The sequence below is a fragment of the Ulvibacter sp. MAR_2010_11 genome (assembly GCF_002813135.1).
Lineage (GTDB): Bacteria > Bacteroidota > Bacteroidia > Flavobacteriales > Flavobacteriaceae > Altibacter.
The window spans coordinates 57,501-73,322 of sequence record NZ_PHTY01000001.1 but is presented as its reverse complement, the minus strand read 5'-3'; the positions used below and the strand labels follow the sequence as shown (position 1 = coordinate 73,322).

Genomic DNA, 15,822 nt, shown 5'->3' with positions numbered 1-15,822 from the left:
AGGCTTCAAACTTTTCAATTCTTTTTTGCTTTATTTTTTAAAAACGGATCGAAGGAAAAACCTACATTAAAATAACCTGTGGCTTTTTGATCGTTTTCATAAATATAGTCTTTGTTGGGTTCCCCTTTTTCAGTCAATCGGTTGCCAATAAAGTTTGTGATTCCTCCTTTTACGGTAGCCACAAGACTGTTTGATATTTTGTGTTCATAAATGAGACCACTGTTAATTTCCAACTGACTGTATTCGAAAGTATCCGGGAAGTTGGGGGCATCCACATTAACATAAAATCCGTTACCACCAAACGTACTTCCAATAGAAAATCTGCCCTTTTCACCAATTGGTCTGCGAATTAACAGTCGCTGAGGCAATATAAAATCAAGTTCCCATTGAGAGTTTTTAAATCGGTGCGTAAAACTGAAAACCGGGAAGAACGGAATTTGGGCTGTCGGGTCAATTATTACAATTCCCCCCAGAGTTAAAGATGTGCGTTCGGTTCTTTTCAGAATAAAAGAAAGGCCAATCATTCCTTTTACTCGCTCCAATCCCTCATCGTTTCCATCTACAATCACGCTGGCATTGTAGATTACAGGTTTTTTAAAAAGGTTCGAAAAGTAAGTAGAACTCAATGCTCCCGACATATTGTGGAAATGTACAATGTCGTTTTGCTGATAATTTGAAACACCCGAGACATTGTTAAGCTCACTGAATTCAAACTCGTTGTAGGCGTATTTTACGGATCCGGTTATCGACCATAGTCGAGTTTTAAAAATGGGTATATTTGCTGCGGCATTAAATGTTTTTTGGTTACTTATCTCGCCTTCCTGAAATGGCATGTCAAATAGCTTGGAATCAAATTCTCTGGAAAAAGAATGTCCGTATTCAAAATTGAGTACTCTGCTTTGGGGAAAATCAGCCTTTATAACTTTGGTTGCCTCTTTTTTGAATTCTGTTTCGGTTTCCTGGGCATGTAAACAAGAAGTTATTGTTAACATACAAAAGGCTAATTTCAAGTTGGTTTTAATCATTTTTTAATTGTCTTTTTCAATTTTTTTAATGCTTTTTATTATGCTAATAGAATCTTTTCTTACGGTTTTTAGCACTATAAATCTTATGATGACGAGAATAGTAACAGAACTCCTAATCCTATAAATAGTGCCGGACTATTCAACAGCGTGCATTGATTTGCTAATAACTTCGAGTTGTTCTTTCTTTAATACAAGTGTTCTATGTGGAAATGGAATTTCAATCCCCTCTACAACAAAGCGCTTCTTAATACTTTCCAGTAAATCACACTTCATTATAAAGGCAGTAGGGAAGTCTGATGCCCATGCCCATGCCCTAAGGGTCACTTGCGATTCGTCTAATTTAATTACTCGTGTAATTACTTTAGGAACATTGTGATGCCTTTCATAATAAGTACGATTGTCAAGAATGTTGGGGTGATTTTCACATTCCTGCTGCATGATATTCTTTGCCAAATCAATGTCGCTATCGTAGGAAATGCCAATTTCAATCCAATGACAGCATTTTCGCTCTCCCAGGTCATAATTAATGACCTTTTCTTTATTGATAATCGAATTGGGAATCACGATCATTTTATTTTCGTAATTTCTAATAACAGTGTGGCGCAAGGTGATATCGGTAACCGTTCCTACCATTGTTTCTGAAATTTTAACCACATCGTTTATTTTGAAAGGCTTAAATGCAATGATAAATACACCACCCACCAAATTTGCCAAAGCTTCCTGCGATGCTACCCCGGCAACCACGGCAAGAATTCCGGCGCCTCCTAATGCTGTTTGAGCAATACCGCGAAGCGAAGGAAAAGCAAGAATAGCCAATAATGCTCCAATAAAATACACCGCAAAAATGGCTAGATACCGAAGAAATTTATAGCTGGTGGGATCTCCGCCTTCAACAATTGTTTTCTTCCTTATAGCTCTCGCAAATAAAGTTTGCACAACAGAAGCGCCTATAATAGTAATGATAAGTACAAAGCCCAAATAGGCAATAAGGAAGAAATTATTTTGAGCTTCAGTATATAGATTTTCGTCTATGAATATGAAGCTTATAGCTGAAATACCAAGAGTTACCCATAGTGTTCTAAAAATTCTTCGAATTAAATGAATCGTTTCAGGTTCTTCATTCGGATACTTCCTTTTTGCTTTTTTTGCAAGCCAGTTGTGTAAAAGATTGGTAATCAGAACCAGCAAGGCAACTATACCAATAACAACACAGGCGTATACAATGGCAGCTTTGTGAGTTGTAAAAAAATCGGACATATTAGGCTGAAACTTTTTGTGTTATTGTATAATTATAGGGTAAACGTTCGCAGAAATCTGCAATCATTTGTACAGATATCATTTTTAAATTGACATCGAGTGCAAAACATATTTTTCCATGAAAATTCGAATCGAATAGTGATTCAATAAACAAAGCGATTCGTTCTCGCTCTGTACTATCAAAATCCCTGTCAACGATTACCGTTAGAGAATTATCCGACTTCATACTAAATGACACCATAGTTTCGAATTTTTAGGGTTATTGATGAGCCGAAATTGTTTCCAGCACTTCAGCTTTTGTAGGCACTTTTGCTATTTTTTTGGTTATTACCCCTTTCCAAATATCTATTACAACAAACATGATGGGGACTATAATAACCGTAAACAACAAGGAACTTATTAATCCACCTATCAAAACTAAGGCAAGACCGTTTTTCCATTCAGACCCCGCTCCGGTTGCAAAAGCAATTGGAATCATCGCAATTACCATGGCAATTGTTGTCATTAAAATAGGTCGTAATCTGGAAACTCCCGCCTTTTCAACAGCTTCCCGGCTATTGAGTCCTTGCTCTTTGTATTGATTAGCAGCATCTACAATTAAAATTGCATTCTTTATAACAAGTCCAACCAGCATAATTAACCCTAAAAAGGTAAAAACTCCTAGACTTTCTTTAAATAAAGCTAGGATTAGGAAAGCTCCAATTAGGGCTGTAGGTACCGAAAACATTACAACTAAGGGATAGGCATACGATTCGTACAGGGCTACCATTATAAGATACACCAGCACAATCGACATTAATAAGGCCAATCCCAAACTGGCAAAAGCCTCTGTCTGACTCTCAAGATCACCACCCATTTCGTAGCTTACACCCTCAGGGAGTTTCATTTGAGTTAATGCGGTTTCCACTTCGGTTGAAACAGTACCAACCGGTCTTCCCAGCACCTGCGCTCCTATAGATATGGAAGATTTTTTGTTATTCCGTTCCAGTTTGGTAGGGCCGGTAGATTGTTGCACATCGGCAAATTGTTGTAATTCAATTAATTCAGACTTGGTATTTAAAAATGTAAGTTTTTTAATATCATCGATGTTTTTTCGGTCAAACTGATCCAATTTCACATTGATATCGTATTCGTTTTCTCCGTCTCTGAATTTATATTGGGTATTACCTGCAAATGCATTTTGCATGGTATTTCCCACATCACTCATGGTTAACTTGAGAACAGCCATCTTATCTCGATCTACGGTGATGGCAATTTCAGGATTTCCTCCTTCCACCGAAAGCTCCTCTTCTCGAGTGCCGGGTACCTTGTCGATTACAATTTTCATTTCTTCGGCAACCTCAATCAGTTCGTCAATATTATTTCCGGTTAAAATAACCTGAATGGGGCCGGCAGTGCTTCCTCCAACCATTCCAACTGCAGCGGTTTTGAATTTTACACCCGGAATTTTTTGGGATAGCTCTTCTTTTACCTGAAGCGCAAATTTTTCAGAAGTAATTGTGCGTTCATCAGGGCTAATCATCTTGGCATTAATTTGAGCTAAATTTGAAGAATTTCCGCCGGAACCCGAACCGGTGCCAACTGTTGTAAATACCGATGAAACCACCACCTCTTGCAATAAGTATTCTTCAACCTGAAGCGTCGCCAAATTGGTTTCTTCAATAGTGCTTTCTTTGGGTAATTCCAATTCGACAATAAATTCGCCATTATCACCACTTTTAACAAATTCAGTTCCAATAAAACCGAAGCCGAGCAAACTAAAAGAGCCAACAATCATTACCAACAATACCAACGAAGTCCAGCGCTTGTGTTTCAACGTATAAGCCAGTGCGTCTTTGTAGAACTGATTGATACCGTCAAGCCCCTTTTCAAACCAAATAAGAGGTTTGTGTAATACCTTGCTCGGTTGTAATTCCATCACCGATGAAAACCTAGATGCAAGTAGTGGTGTTAATGTAAAGGAAACCAATAGGCTTACCGCCGTTGCAAATGCAACGACAATCGAAAACTGTTTTAACAAATCGGCGATAAGCCCTGTAACAAAGGTTATGGGTAAGAACACTGCTATCAACACCAAAGTAATGGACATTACCGATAAACCAATTTCTTTCCAGCTCGCAATCGCTGCTTCAAATCGGTTTTTACCGCGTTCCATATGGCTGTGAATATTTTCGAGGACCACAATACTGTCATCTACCAGAATTCCTACTACCAATGATAGTCCTAACAAGGTCATTAGATTTAAGGTATATCCCAGTAAATTCATCAATATAAAAGTAGTAATGATGGAAACCGGAATAGAAACCATAACAATAACGGCATCACGCCAACTATGAAGGAAGAATAGCATAATGAGTGCTACCAATCCTACTGCAAGACCCAAGTCAAAAATCACCGAGTTTGCTGCTTCCAATGTAAAAACAGAACTGTCTTGGGCAATATCAATCTTAAGGTCTTTATCGTCATTTGCAGTTTCAATTTTTTTGATGGCAGTGATTACATCCTCAGCAACCTGAACCGTATTACCATCACTTTGCTTTGAAATTGTAAGTCCGATACTGCTTATTCCATTAATCCGCGAAATGGTACTTACTTCCTTGGTAGTATCATATACTTCAGCTATGTCTTTTATTTTAATAGTAGAGCCTTCCTCACTACTGCTTACTGTGAGATTTTTAATTTCTTCGACATTTTGAAATTTACCCGATAAGCGTACAATTACCTGTTGCGAATTATCTTTGATGCTTCCGGTGGGAAAATCAAGATTTGCAGTTCCAATTGCCTGACTTACTTGCAAGATGCTGAGACCATACACTTTTAATTTGTCACGGTCCACATTGATGCGAATTTCCCGTTCGTTTCCGCCAACCATGGTTACACGCGCAACACCGTCTACCCGGGAAAGGGTTTCTTTCAGATTATTTTCCACAAGATCATTAAAATCTACAGGGTTCATACTGGAAGAAACCCCCAATCGCATAATAGGTAATTCGTCAAAGGAGAATTTTTCTACGCTTGGCTGATTTACTTGATCTGGTAAATCACCAACTATATTATTCACTTTTCGTTGAGCATCCGATAGGACTGCATCTACATCGGCATTGTATTGTAATTCTACATTTACCAGCGACAAACCTTCTTGAGAAGTGGAAGTAATTTCCTTAACTCCTTCCAGTCCCGCTACCGCATCTTCAATTTTGGTAGTCACCGAGTTTTCAACCTCCCCGGGAGAGGCTCCCGGATAAACTGTACTTATTGATAAAACCGGCGAAGTGATTTTGGGCAGAAGTTCATACCCCAAACTGGTATAACTTATAACTCCTATAAGTCCCAATATGGTAAAAACCACAACGGCAAGCGTTGGCCGTTTTACTGCTAATTCTGTAATAGACATAGATTGTTATTTTGTGATTTTTACTTTGGTATTATCCTTTAAATTGATAATTCCTTTAGTGACAACCAGGTCGCCGGCCGATAAACCGGAAAGCACTACAACGTCACCGTTGATTGTTGCCCCCGTTTTAATAGTTGTAAGAAACGCTACGTTGTCTTTCACTATATATATCTGTGGATTTTGTAAACTTCCTGCAATGGATTCCCTTGGAATTACCAAGGCACTTTGTTTTGCAGATGCGACAGCATCGAAATGTACCTCTCCAAACATTCCTGCGCGTAATTTTTCCTCCTGAATATTTTTTACCTCAAGAGTAACTTTGTATTTACGCGATGCATCACCCTTTACACTTATATTGCTCACTTTTCCTGAAAACTCTTTTAAGGGGAAAACATCGGTTTTAATTTTTACTTCCTGTCCTTCTCTTATTTTTGAAAGCTCACTCTCTGAAACATTCACGATTAGTTTTAACTTATCCACCTGAACTATTTCAGCGATTTCATTCCCAGGCATTACAAAACTGGTCTCTTCGACCATCAAAGTGTTTATAATTCCATCAATTGGTGATTTTACGGTTGTAAAGCTTAACTGCTGATTTATTTGAGCTATGTTCGTCTGTGCGTTCTCCATTTGAAGTCGCATATCTTCCAGTTGAGTTTTACTTACAGCTCCCGCTTTTTCCAATCGAATATAACGTTCTACATCTTTTTCAGCCTTTGCAAAACTAGAACGTGCCGAGGATAACTGAGCTCCCAGAGAGACTGCATCAATCTTAGCAATAATCTGCCCTTTATTTACCTTATCTCCTTCTTCAAATCTTAAATATTCAATACTCCCTTGCGATTCGGCTACCAATGTTACTTCTTCCCAGCCTCTAAATTCTCCGGTTGCTGTTAATGCATCGGTAAGGGATTTTTGTGATACTGTGACCACTTGAACAGGAACCGCAAAATCCTGCTCTTTTATATTTGCCTGTTCATTTAACTCCTGCTTGTTGGTAAATAATGTATAAGCAATTCCTATAACAGCAAGGAGCGTAATTAGTATGAATATGGTTTTTGTTTTCATTTGTTTTGCCCGTAAATTCGGGTGGCTTTAATTAAGATATTTAGTTTTGTGTAATGAGTTTTGAGAGCTGCCCGTTGGCTTTTAAAAGTGTGAGTTCGGCTACTTTCGATTGTAATAAGGCGTTTAGATAATTGGATTGAGCTTGTTGCAACGCAAATTCTGCATCTAACAATTCGGTCAAATCTGCCACTCCTTCGTTATATGATAATTTTATCCCAGCGTAGTTTTCTTTGGCTAGTTCCATATTCGATTGCTGACTTTCAATTTGTGTGTTACTCAACAGCAATTGTTCCTTGGCATCTTCGTATGCCTTCTGAATACTATTATTCAAATTAATTTTATCTTCTTCCAGTTTTTTCGTTGTCAGCTGTTTTTGTTGGAGTTGCTTACTACGTTGAAAGCCATCGAAAATTGGAATCGATGCGGTCAAACCCCAGTTGCCGTTCCACTGATCTTGATAGTCGGGACTACTAACAGTCAACTCGTTACTGTTTCCTTGATAGTTATAATTGAAGTAAGCACTTAGGGTAGGCAGGTAGCGGGATTTCACTTGTTTTTCATCAAGTAAAGCCAAGTCCAATTGTTGTTCCATTTGTTGAAACTGAATGTTCGAAGCTACGTTTAAACCTTCCTCAATAGGGTAGGGAGCGCGATCTTCCAGCTTTTCAGTTAATGTAACACTTGTGCTGATAGGAATATTAAGATATAAGTTCAATAAGCGAACTTGTTCGTTTCTGGTAAATCGGACGTCTTCAATTTGGGTGTTGAGGTTGGATCTGTTTACAATCAACTGATTTAAATCAAGTTTGCGAATAATACCTTCCTCATACTTTGCATCTGAAAGTTCGACCAAACTGTTGGTACGATTGTAATTTTCCTGAAGCAGCTGAATTTGTTTTTCCGTAACCTGAATTTGAATGTATACTTGAACCACGTTGATAATTAAATCTTCGGTCGTCTGAAGCGTTTGTAATTCCTGTAAGGTCTCGAGCGCTTTTGCTGCACGAACCGAATTGAATAATTGAAAATCCAGTAACTGTTGCTGCACGTTAACACCCGCTGTGAGGTTGTATCTGTTTCCAAAAGCTACATCTACGGTTGTTCCCGGTTCACCACCAAAAAACTCACCCGGGAGTTGTTGTGTAGCCAGCGAAAAATTGTCGCTAAATTGTCCGCTACCACTAATTTGTGGAAGCGCTCTTCCTTTTACTTCAGCAATTTGTGCCTGAACTATTTGCTCGTCTATTTTTGCTTTATTAAGATTTGTGTTGTTCTCTATGGCAATATTGACCGCTTCTTCCAATGTCAACGATATTGATTCTTCTTGTGAAAATGCACACGAAACGAAAAGTGTATAGGAAATAACGAAAAGAAGTAATTTAATTCTAGTATTCATTAGTTAGTTATGTAAATATTAGTTAGTTCAAAAATAAAAGAACCTGAATCATTAAAAAAAATGCCTATCTCTTATTCCAATTGTCAATCAGCTTTATACTTTCTTTCATAAAATAATCCATAAAGAGGGTTAGCTCTTTTATTTTAGCATTGTATTCTTTTGTCTTCGGCGATCGGTTCAATAAAATCTCTTTCATTACTTCATTATAACCTGAAAGCCCGGAGATGTCTTTTCGAAAAGAACTTTTCCATTGATCCAATTTCGAAAAGAAATAGCGCTTTCTATCCCCTGTTTTGGTTTTATAACCTATCCTGTCAAGGGATAGTAAGCTGTTAATGGCATTGCTGGTGGCACTCTTACTAAGCTGAAGCGTCTCTCTTATCTCGTCAAAAGTAAGTTCGGTCTCATTGGCTACAGTCAACAAAGAATTTACTCGTGCCGAAGCAGGGGGTAACCCCATCTGCTCCTGGATTACTCCAAAACTTTCTACAAGTTCTTGCTGTTTATGTGTAAGTTGAATCTTCATAATTTCCTTGCAAAGATATAAAGTTTTTTTAGTTCTGCAAGAAAAGAACCAGAAAAAATATCTAAACTTTTCAAATTGCCTTGTTGTTGCACTTTCAAATCACAGTCCTTTTTAATTCAGACGAATGATAGAATAATTATAAGGAAGCGACTCGCAATAAGCTTCGATACTATGAAAAGGTAACTCCTGTAAATCCCGATCGATCGAAAAATAGATATGAGCACTTGACGTTGGATCAAACAACGATTCAATAATTAAATTAATCCGCTCCCTTTCAGTAATATTGAATTCCTGGGCAAGTTGCACGGTCAATGACTCATCCGATTTAATTTTAAATGATACCATAGCAGTTGAAATTTTATACAGCCAAGACGAAAATGGTTTTTCTTTGTTACACTTGCAGGACGTAAAAGAATTAATTTAAAGGAATTTCTCACTTTTACACAGCCGTTTAGTTCAATTTTATCCCGGCCACGGCCAATTTGGCTTAAAATTTGAGTTAATTCCTGCAAAAGCGGGAATCTTTATTTTAATAAGTCCCTTATCTTTTCTTACATTTAAACTATGATTTTAAGAGCTATAATTTTCCTTATTGTTTGTCTATTCAGCTTGCAAAGCTTTGCTTCCTATATTTTAATCCCCATGGATGCCGAAGGGCAGAAAGAGCATTTAAAGGCCTACGGAATTACCTATTGGACTTTGGAAAGACAGGCAAAAGTAAAGTGGCTGTTGAATTACAGAGGGGGATCGTTTCTCTTGCCCGATTCCGAAGAAATAAGAAAAGAGTGTCAGATACGCGGAGTTTCTTTTGAAATCCTTTCCGACGCAAAAACCGAACAGATTTTGGAAGAAATAAGCAGTCCCTCTCAAAATATGGAAGCAGTTTCGCTGGAAAAAGCCCCGAGAATTGCTGTGTATTCTCCAAAAGGGAACTTACCCTGGGACGACGCAGTTACCATGGTCCTTTCCTATGCCGAAATCCCATACGATGTGATTTACGATGAAGAAGTGATGGGCGACCAACTGCTTCTTTACGATTGGCTGCATTTACACCATGAAGATTTTACGGGACAATACGGAAAGTTCTACAGAGCCTACAGATCTGCTCCCTGGTATATTGAAGAAAAAAAGAACGCCGAAGCACTTGCAGCTAAAATGGGCTACGCAAAAGTTTCGGAAGCCAAAAGAGATGTGGCCTTAAAAATTAGAGATTACGTGATTGGCGGCGGATTTATGTTTGCCATGTGCAGTGCTACCGATAGTTTCGATATTGCGTTGGCGGCAGAAGGAGTAGACATTTGTGAAGCCATGTTCGACGGAGACCCTAGCGAGCCGGGTTATCAAAGCAAAATAGATTACACAAGAACCTTCGCCTTTAAAAATTTCACATTGGAACGAAGTCCGATGGTCTATGAATTTTCATCCATTGACACCACAAACGACCGAAGAATCATGAAGGAAACAGATTATTTTTCGTTGATGGACTATTCGGCAAAATGGGATCCCATTCCTTGTATGCTGGTTCAAAATCACACTTCCTTGGTAAAAGGATTTATGGGACAAACCACCGCCTATAACAGCGACCAGATAAAGTCTAATGTGTTGGTAATGGGTGAACACAAAGGGACGGGTGAAGCGCGCTATATCCACGGAATAAAAGGCAAAGGCTTCTTTACATTTTATGGAGGGCACGATCCCGAAGATTATCAGCATAGGGTAGGAGATGCCAAAACCGAACTTGCCTTACATCCCAATTCTCCGGGATACCGTCTTATTTTAAATAACGTATTGTTTCCGGCGGCAAAAAAGAAGAAGCAGAAGACCTAATTTTTTTTCTGAAGTATCTTGTAGTATTCTTTAGGAGGTAGCACCGTTATTTCGACCCTCCGATTGATTTGTTTGTTTTCGGGAGTGTCGTTTTCTACTCTGGGCTTAGTTTCGCCCAAAGCCTTAATTTCATAATCGTACAAAGCTTCATAGCCTAATAGACCTCTAATTCGGTCTACAACCGAATAACACCTGTTTTCAGAAAGTTTCATATTGTAATCATCGGCACCATCGCTATCGGTATGTCCTTCCACTAAGATTGTAGCTTTGTCAACCTGTTGTATGGTTTTGGTGAGAGAATCGAGCGTTTTATGAGCCGATTCTATCAGCGTAAATTCGGCTACGTCAAAAAGTACATCGGCGTTGATTGTGAGTTTAATCACACTGTTAATCGCGCCAATCGCATCAATATCGGCTCCCGCGCTTTTGCTTTTACATACCTCTTTCAAATCGGTAATACGCAAATAATTAAAAACGATTTCGGTAGAAATATTTTGATCGGACAACTCGATACTCGATTTTCCTCCTGCAATTTTTCCGGCGTACAGCCAGGTAACACCATCCTCCGAAATTTCGACTTTGGCAGCTTCTCTTGAGGGACCTACTTCAAAGATATAGAGATCCTTTCCTGGTAAATTCATAAAACCGTTGTCGGTAAACGCCACGGTAAGACAGCCGTTACAGCCTAAAGAAACAAAGTTGGGCTCGCTGTAGCGTGTGTAATTAGGTTCGTGCAAAGCTTGCGTCTCATCGGTATATTTCTGAAGCGGTCCGGGATCACCCAATCTAAAAGAAACCACACTGTCGGCAAATGAAATTTTTCCCAAAGGGAGATATACAGATTCGTATCGGTCAATTCGATATAACTTCCCAACTCCTTTCTGGGCATATAAAAAACCACCAAAGAAAATTAAAAGACATACTATGAAAACGGCATTGAGTTTCACACAAAAATTTTAACTAAGATACACATTCCGAAAAATACAACGGTAAAAACGTGTCTTTCTGATATTTACAATAAAAAAAGCCCACTCTTTTGGAGTGGGCTTTCAGCGAAATAATAGGATTAGATATTGTCTTATTTAACTTTCTTTACGATAGCTTCAAAAGCTTCCGGGTGATTCATTGCTAAATCGGCAAGAACTTTTCGGTTCAATTCGATATCATTAGCTTTCAATTTCCCCATAAACTGAGAATAAGACATTCCATGCTGGCGTGCACCCGCATTAATACGGGTGATCCATAAGGATCTAAAGTTTCTCTTTTTAGCGCGACGGTCTCTGTATGCATACGACATTGCTTTTTCAACAGCATTCTTAGCAACAGTCCATACATTTTTACGTCTTCCAAAGTAACCTTTGGCTTGCTTCATCACCTTTTTTCTTCTGGCTCTTGAAGCAACTGAATTTACTGATCTTGGCATAATTTACTTGTTTTTTGTAGCAGGCGGTTTAACTTGTAAACACTTTTATTGCACTACTCCAGGGTTATTAATTCGTGTTAACCGGTTATCCAATTACTTCAATCGAAGCATTTGTTTAACATTACTCTCATCGGCCGCATGTACAACTGTATCATGGGTCAATGCAAGCTTACGTTTTTTAGACTTCTTTGTTAAGATGTGACTTTTAAACGCATGCTTTCTTTTAATCTTACCGGTACCCGTTAGCTTAAAACGCTTCTTGGCACTGGATTTTGTTTTTTGTTTCGGCATGTTTCCTACTTTTTATTTATTACTTCGCTTTATTACTATCTTTCACTTCAATTCTAACACTCAGGTTGCTGAGCGAAGTAGAAGCACTATTTTTTCTTAGGTGCAATGAACATTATCATTCGCTTTCCTTCCAATTTTGGCATTTGCTCTACCTTTCCGTAATCTTCTAATTCCTGAGCTAATTTTAATAATAAAATTTCACCCTGATCTTTATAGATTATCGAACGTCCTTTAAAAAAGACATACGCTTTTAATTTGGCACCGTCCTTTAAAAACTTCTCGGCGTGCTTCTTTTTAAATTCGTAATCATGGTCGTCTGTATTAGGTCCAAAGCGAATCTCTTTAATGATTACCTTGGTTGCCTTAGACTTCATCGCCTTCTCACGCTTCTTTTGCTCGTAGACGAATTTTTTATAATCCATAACCTTGCAAACCGGTGGACTTGCATTAGGAGAGATTTCAACAAGATCTAATTCCTGCTCGTCGGCAATTTCTAATGCTCTTTTGATAGGATAAACGCCAATTTCAACGTTTTCACCAACCAGACGGACTTCTTCGGCACGTATCCTTCTATTGATATTGTGCTGATCTTCTTTAATCACCCTTGCCGGGCCCTTACTTCTTTTTCTTCGAATTGCTATGGCTATTGTATATTTAAGTTAAACATTAAACTCTATTGAGTTCTTTTTAATTTCTTCTTGTATCATTTTTGAGAAAGCTGCAACACTCATTGTGCCTAAATCGCCTTCACTATGTCTCCGTACAGAAACCGTACCATCTTTTTCTTCCTGCTCTCCAACTATCAGCATATACGGTAGTTTGTTCATTTCTGCCTCCCGTATTTTCTTTCCAATAGTCTCGTTCCTATTGTCTACAAGGGCGCGAATTTCGTCATTTTCAAGCAAATCTAAAACTTTTTGAGCGTATTTTTCATATTTTTCGCTCAATGACAAGATGCCTACTTGTTCCGGCATCAACCAAAGTGGAAAATTACCACCTGTATGCTCCAGCAAGATAGCAATAAATCGCTCCATACTGCCAAAAGGTGCACGATGAATCATTACCGGACGATGCATATCATTATCACTTCCTTTATATTCCAGTTCAAACCGCTCAGGTAGAGTGTAGTCCACTTGTATGGTACCTAATTGCCAACTTCTTCCTAAGGCATCTTTTACCATAAAATCCAGTTTGGGTCCATAAAATGCAGCCTCACCTTCTTCCACCACATAAGTAAGACCTTTATCTTTTACAGCACTTAGAATTGCCGCTTCAGCTTTTTCCCATACATCTAGGCTACCTATATATTTTTCCGGTTTATTGGGGTCTCTCAATGAAACTTGAGTTGTGAAATTGTCAAATCCTAACGATCCGAAAACATACAAAACCAAATCGATTACTTTTTTGAACTCTTCATCCAATTGGTCCGGAGTACAGAAAATATGCGCATCATCCTGCGTAAAACCGCGAACTCTTGTTAAACCGTGTAATTCGCCACTTTGCTCATAACGATATACGGTTCCAAATTCGGCAAAACGCTTCGGTAAATCTTTATAGGACCAGGGTTTACTGTTGTATATCTCACAGTGATGCGGGCAGTTCATGGGTTTCAGCATAAACTCTTCCCCTTCATTGGGAGTTTTTATTACCTGAAAACTATCCTCGCCGTATTTGGCAAAGTGACCTGAGGTTACGTATAATTCCTTCGACCCAATATGAGGAGTCACCACCATTTCATAGCCTGCCTTTTTCTGAGCTTTTTTTAGAAAATTTTCCAATCGCTCGCGTAGCGCTGCACCCTTGGGAAGCCATAGGGGAAGTCCTTGTCCAACTTTAGGCGAAAAAGTAAATAGCTCCAATTCCTTACCTAACTTTCTATGGTCTCGTTTTTTGGCCTCTTCGAGTAATTCCAGATATTCGGTAAGATCCTTCTGCTTCGGAAAACTAATGCCGTAAATTCTTGTAAGCTGTTTGTTCTTTTCATCACCACGCCAGTAGGCACCGGCTATGCTCATTAACTTAACAGCCTTTACCAAACCTGTGTTCGGCAAATGTCCGCCACGACACAAATCGGTAAAAGTATCGTGATCACAAAAAGTGATGGTTCCGTCTTCCAGATTTTCAATAAGTTCCACCTTGTATTCGTTCCCTTGCTTTTTATAGTAATCAAGCGCTTCAGCTTTGGTGGCTTCTCGTATGGAAAACTCGTGCTTTCCTCGTGCTATTTCCAACATCTTCTTTTCGATGGTTTCCAGATCTTTTTCCGAAATGTTGGCATCTCCAAAATCTACGTCGTAATAAAAGCCGTTATCTATGGCCGGGCCAATGGTTAATTTTATACCGGGGTACAGTTCCTCCAGTGCCTGTGCCAGGATATGAGCGGAAGAATGCCAGAAGGCTTTCTTTCCCTCATCGTTATTCCATGTATACAACACCAAACTTCCGTCTGTTGTCAAAGGAGTAGCAGTCTCAACCGTTTCATTATTAAAAGAGGCCGAAATCACATTTCTGGCAAACCCTTCACTAATGTTTTTGGCAACGTCCAAAGGAGTGGCTCCGGCCTCAAACTGCTTTACACTTCCATCCGGTAAGGTAATCGCTATCATAGAATAAAAATTTAGGGTGCAAAGATACTACGAGTTTCTGCGTTTTACAATAATGAGGTAAGGGATTTTAAATTGCTTTTTTTATTGCAAATATTTGGGCGCTCCCTCCATATCCGCCTCAGGCGGAGAAGGAGGGCGGGCTATCCGCTGTATCCCCCAAACGAGTTGGGGGGATGCCGCTGCTATCCCTGGCGCAAAAAATAGAGTATATATATAGGTAAAAGGGGCGTTGTAATTTTTTTTAATGGCTAAGTTGAATCATTTCAAATACTTACTAAAATGAAGGAAAATAACTTCAAAAAAAGAGGTGTTTAAATTTGTGAGAATGAAAAACAGGGCTATCTTTGCACCCGCTTTAGAGAACAACTAGTGTGTTCAAAAAAGTTGCAAAAACAACGATCTGAATTTTTTTTGAAATTAATTTTAAAAAGTATTGCAGGTTAAAAAAACTGTTGTACATTTGCACCCGCTAAAACAACGAGTGACTATAAAACACGAGTTAGGATTAGGCGAGAATAATAAGAAATTTGATATCCTTTTAGTTTTTTCTTTTCTTTTTAAGGAGAGTTCACAGAGAGGTAAGTTCATTGGAATATTGAAATTGACAGCGTATGGATTACAGATGGAAACGTTTGTGATCTATATTGAATAACTAAACTAAGATAAAGACACTTGAGATTTTTTTGAGGAGAACTTTTTGGTTAATCGTATATAGCAATATTTAAGATTTAACGATGAAGAGTTTGATCCTGGCTCAGGATGAACGCTAGCGGCAGGCCTAACACATGCAAGTCGAGGGGTAACGGGGTGCTTGCACCGCCGACGACCGGCGCACGGGTGCGTAACGCGTATGCAATCTACCTTATACTGGAGTATAGCCCAGAGAAATTTGGATTAATCCTTCATAGCCTATGATCGTGGCATCACGTTCATAGTAAAGGTTACGGTATAAGATGAGCATGCGTCCTATTAGTTTGTTGGTGAGGTAACGGCTCACCAAGACTACGAT

The 15,822-nt window shown here is 38.8% G+C and carries 13 protein-coding genes and 1 rRNA gene (1 of these 14 cut by a window edge); 2 read left to right on the top strand and 12 right to left on the bottom strand.

Going from position 1 to position 15,822, the window contains the following annotated elements; translation table 11 throughout:
* Positions 1-14 precede the first annotated feature (14 nt).
* The 7 genes from ATE92_RS00305 to ATE92_RS00275 all read right to left on the bottom strand — a co-directional run bounded on the left by ATE92_RS00305 (position 15) and on the right by ATE92_RS00275 (position 8,666).
* Positions 15-992: a hypothetical protein gene (locus ATE92_RS00305; protein WP_232729082.1), complete on the bottom strand. Its 978-nt coding sequence runs from the start codon at positions 990-992 to the stop codon at positions 15-17.
* Between the two features lie 168 nt (positions 993-1,160).
* A complete protein-coding gene (locus ATE92_RS00300) occupies positions 1,161-2,282 on the bottom strand; it encodes a mechanosensitive ion channel family protein (protein ID WP_100801802.1) in 1,122 nt (373 codons plus the stop codon).
* 1 nt (position 2,283) lies between these two features.
* Positions 2,284-2,523, bottom strand: a complete 240-nt coding sequence (locus ATE92_RS00295; RefSeq protein ID WP_157809510.1) for a hypothetical protein — start codon at positions 2,521-2,523, stop codon at positions 2,284-2,286.
* A gap of 18 nt (positions 2,524-2,541) precedes the next feature.
* Positions 2,542-5,676: an efflux RND transporter permease subunit gene (locus tag ATE92_RS00290; protein ID WP_100801800.1), complete on the bottom strand. Its 3,135-nt coding sequence runs from the start codon at positions 5,674-5,676 to the stop codon at positions 2,542-2,544.
* 6 nt (positions 5,677-5,682) lie between these two features.
* Positions 5,683-6,744 (bottom strand): efflux RND transporter periplasmic adaptor subunit, encoded by a 1,062-nt coding sequence (locus ATE92_RS00285; protein ID WP_100801799.1) that lies wholly within the window; start codon positions 6,742-6,744, stop codon positions 5,683-5,685.
* Between the two features lie 40 nt (positions 6,745-6,784).
* Positions 6,785-8,140: a TolC family protein gene (locus tag ATE92_RS00280; RefSeq protein WP_100801798.1), complete on the bottom strand. Its 1,356-nt coding sequence runs from the start codon at positions 8,138-8,140 to the stop codon at positions 6,785-6,787.
* 64 nt (positions 8,141-8,204) lie between these two features.
* Positions 8,205-8,666, bottom strand: coding sequence for a GbsR/MarR family transcriptional regulator (locus ATE92_RS00275; protein WP_100801797.1), 462 nt, complete (start codon positions 8,664-8,666; stop codon positions 8,205-8,207).
* Between the two features lie 642 nt (positions 8,667-9,308).
* Here ATE92_RS00275 and ATE92_RS00270 point away from each other — a divergent pair.
* Positions 9,309-10,493 carry an asparagine synthetase B gene (locus ATE92_RS00270; RefSeq protein WP_100804291.1) on the top strand — a complete coding sequence of 395 codons (1,185 nt, stop codon included), beginning with the start codon at positions 9,309-9,311 and terminating at the stop codon, positions 10,491-10,493.
* On the opposite strand, the gene ATE92_RS00265 is transcribed toward ATE92_RS00270, so the two are convergent.
* The 5 genes from ATE92_RS00265 to thrS form a co-directional block, all read right to left on the bottom strand.
* Complete coding sequence (locus ATE92_RS00265; protein ID WP_100801796.1) at positions 10,490-11,440, bottom strand: OmpA family protein; 951 nt, start codon at positions 11,438-11,440, stop codon at positions 10,490-10,492. The two genes, ATE92_RS00270 and ATE92_RS00265, sit on opposite strands and share 4 nt — an antisense overlap.
* Positions 11,441-11,571: 131 nt before the next feature.
* Entirely contained in the window at positions 11,572-11,916 is a 345-nt protein-coding gene (gene rplT, locus ATE92_RS00260) for a 50S ribosomal protein L20 (protein ID WP_100801795.1), read from the bottom strand.
* 93 nt (positions 11,917-12,009) lie between these two features.
* Positions 12,010-12,207 carry a 50S ribosomal protein L35 gene (gene rpmI, locus ATE92_RS00255; RefSeq protein WP_100801794.1) on the bottom strand — a complete coding sequence of 66 codons (198 nt, stop codon included), beginning with the start codon at positions 12,205-12,207 and terminating at the stop codon, positions 12,010-12,012.
* A gap of 86 nt (positions 12,208-12,293) precedes the next feature.
* The gene (gene infC / locus ATE92_RS00250) at positions 12,294-12,809 is read right to left on the bottom strand and encodes a translation initiation factor IF-3 (RefSeq protein ID WP_232729081.1); all 516 of its coding nucleotides are present in this window, start codon (positions 12,807-12,809) and stop codon (positions 12,294-12,296) included.
* A gap of 57 nt (positions 12,810-12,866) precedes the next feature.
* Complete coding sequence (gene thrS, locus ATE92_RS00245) at positions 12,867-14,813, bottom strand: threonine--tRNA ligase (protein WP_100801792.1); 1,947 nt, start codon at positions 14,811-14,813, stop codon at positions 12,867-12,869.
* A gap of 731 nt (positions 14,814-15,544) precedes the next feature.
* Here thrS and ATE92_RS00235 point away from each other — a divergent pair.
* A 16S ribosomal RNA gene (locus tag ATE92_RS00235) occupies positions 15,545-15,822 on the top strand; it runs 1,240 nt beyond the window's last position.